This is a genomic window from Rhizobium beringeri (genome assembly GCF_004306515.1).
Taxonomy (GTDB): domain Bacteria; phylum Pseudomonadota; class Alphaproteobacteria; order Rhizobiales; family Rhizobiaceae; genus Rhizobium; species Rhizobium beringeri.
Genome location: NZ_SILG01000015.1, coordinates 1 through 1,067, shown reverse-complemented (window position 1 = coordinate 1,067; position 1,067 = coordinate 1). Strand labels below are relative to the sequence as shown.

Here is a 1,067-nt window from a genome sequence, read left to right as displayed (position 1 = left end):
GAACCTTCCCGTGCTTTTTAGAACATAGATGGCACCAGTCAGGTGACTATCGAAACGTAATACGCCGCGATGACTTCGGTCACGACGGTATGGCGAGCTTTCGCCGTCCACGTTTCTCTTTCTTCAAGAAGACAAAAAACCGCGTCGACCGGTTCCCCGAATGGGCCCGTAGCTCAGTTGGTTAGAGCACACGCTTGATAAGCGTGGGGTCGGAAGTTCAAGTCTTCCCGGGCCCACCATTTGCACCAGCAAATGAAATTTGCTGTAGCGAATGAGGGTTGAGGGATGATGGAATGTCAGGCGATGCGGATTGTTGCCGAACCTTGGGGTCTTGCCCCTGGGTGATCGAGCTGGAGGGGCTGTAGCTCAGCTGGGAGAGCACCTGCTTTGCAAGCAGGGGGTCAGCGGTTCGATCCCGCTCAGCTCCACCAAATCGATTGGTGTTGAAGCTGACGGCATTTGTCTTTTGAAGAAATAAAAGTTTTGCACTGGCTTCGAGCTGGTGCCTGTTCTGCATACATTGTGAAGAGAAGATTGATCTGGAGGCTTCCAGGTGTTTTGGGTTTTGCCCAAGGCGTCCGAGCCCAGTTCCTGTGAAACCATGGATGGCCTAGCCGGCCGGATGTGGTGGAGGGATTGGAGGTAGGTAGGAAGCTTGTCACTCTGGATCGTTTGTTGTTCGTTGCCTTTGGGCATCGTCTGATGAACGATCGGATTACCGTTGCCTGACCGCGCGGTATCGGATCCAATCTCGAGAAGCTGGTCTTAAGACAGGCTGCAAGCGAGCTGCTCGGCGTAGCTCCAATAAAGCAGACCTGTCGAACACGTTAATGGCATTGTTGGATTGACTGGGTTGTAAAAGGTAACCCGGTCTGTTGCCGTTCCTTATGGGGCGGGCAACGAGATGATGAGCATTGGCAATGAGAACGATTAAGTGTCGTAAGGGCATTTGGTGGATGCCTTGGCATGCACAGGCGATGAAGGACGTGATACGCTGCGAAAAGCCGTGGGGAGCTGCGAATGAGCTTTGATCCATGGATCTCCGAATGGGGCAACCCACCTTAAAT

2 tRNA genes and 1 rRNA gene are annotated in these 1,067 nt (G+C 53.0%); all 3 read left to right on the top strand.

Annotated elements, in window-relative coordinates:
* Nucleotides 1-162: 162 nt before the first annotated feature.
* Nucleotides 163-239: transfer RNA gene (locus ELH03_RS37185), tRNA-Ile, on the top strand.
* 116 nt (nucleotides 240-355) lie between these two features.
* A tRNA-Ala gene (locus tag ELH03_RS37180) sits at nucleotides 356-431 on the top strand.
* Between the two features lie 497 nt (nucleotides 432-928).
* A 23S ribosomal RNA gene (locus ELH03_RS37175) occupies nucleotides 929-1,067 on the top strand; the annotation flags it as partial.